Source organism: bacterium, from assembly GCA_024226335.1.
In the GTDB taxonomy this organism is placed as follows: Bacteria; Myxococcota_A; UBA9160; order SZUA-336; family SZUA-336; genus JAAELY01.
Map to the genome: position 1 here is coordinate 1 of JAAELY010000131.1, position 1,003 is coordinate 1,003.

Here is a 1,003-nt window from a genome sequence, read left to right on the forward strand (position 1 = left end):
CCGCGCACGGCCTTCGTCCCGTCGTGGGTTTCCGGTCCGGCTCCGGATCGACTGGATTCAGGCTCCGATGAGCTGCCAGGCTCCTTGTCCGAGAGAGTTCGCACCCTCGTTCAAGGGATCTCGACGGCCGCTCAGAAACAAAGATTCCTGGTCAAGAATGCACGGACCGGCAAGCGCGTCTGCACCGCGGACGGAGATCACGTCCTCGGGATCTACTATGGGTCATCGCGGGGGATTGAATTCAATCTCAGGCACTTCCGCCAGCAAGAGCGGGACGATTTCGCTGACGGTTTTCTCGAGCGCATGTCGAGCTTTTTTGGCCGTCCGGTGAGGGCCCGAGAGTGGCCCACGGTGGGATGCAAGGTCGCAGCGAGGAAATGGCCGGAGTTGGAACGGGAGATCCTGCGTCCTTACCTCGATGCCTGGCTGGAAGGCTGACGTAGGGGCCAACCGCCACACGCCCACGACGGTCTGTCCTGGGCTATCGAAGCGTGATACCCTCACCCTGGTTAAGGATAGGAGGTTGAAGATGCTCACCATCCAAATCGACACAAACACGGAGAAGCGCCTTGAGACGTTCGCCGCCCGCTTCGGGGAAAGCGCCTCCTACTTCGCGCTCAAGGCTATTGTCGAAGCGCTCGACGAGTGGGAGGACGTCGCCATTGCGGTGGATCGTCTGAAGACCCCGGGCGAACGGCTGACGATGGGCGAGGTGGAGAACCTCCTTGGCCTGGACGATTGAGTGGGACACGCGGGCGTTCAAAGAGCTCGCCAAGCTCGATCGAGGAGTCCAACAGAGGATCCGCCGCTTCCTCCAAGACAGAGCCTCTGAAGATCCGAGACGCCTCGGACAATCCCTTTCCGGAATCTGGGCTGGCTTGTGGCGATATCGGGTCGGTGACTACCGCATCATCTGCAAGCTCGAAGACGACCGGCTCGTGATCCTTGTCGTTCGGGTTGGACACCGCAGCGACGTCTACGATTGATGCGACGCCGAGGTGTC

The 1,003-nt window shown here is 60.9% G+C and carries 3 protein-coding genes; all 3 read left to right on the plus strand.

The window, feature by feature from the left end:
- Nucleotides 1-84: 84 nt before the first annotated feature.
- The 3 genes from GY725_06000 to GY725_06010 all read left to right on the plus strand — a co-directional run bounded on the left by GY725_06000 (nt 85) and on the right by GY725_06010 (nt 986).
- Entirely contained in the window at nt 85-438 is a 354-nt protein-coding gene (locus GY725_06000) for a hypothetical protein (GenBank protein MCP4003731.1), read from the plus strand.
- An 85-nt stretch (nt 439-523) separates the two neighbouring features.
- Nucleotides 524-742 carry a hypothetical protein gene (locus GY725_06005; protein ID MCP4003732.1) on the plus strand — a complete coding sequence of 73 codons (219 nt, stop codon included), beginning with the start codon at nt 524-526 and terminating at the stop codon, nt 740-742.
- On the plus strand, nt 726-986 hold the full coding sequence (locus GY725_06010; GenBank protein MCP4003733.1) for a type II toxin-antitoxin system RelE/ParE family toxin: 261 nt from the start codon (nt 726-728) through the stop codon (nt 984-986). The genes GY725_06005 and GY725_06010 overlap by 17 nt, the downstream gene beginning before the upstream one ends.
- Nucleotides 987-1,003 lie beyond the last annotated feature (17 nt).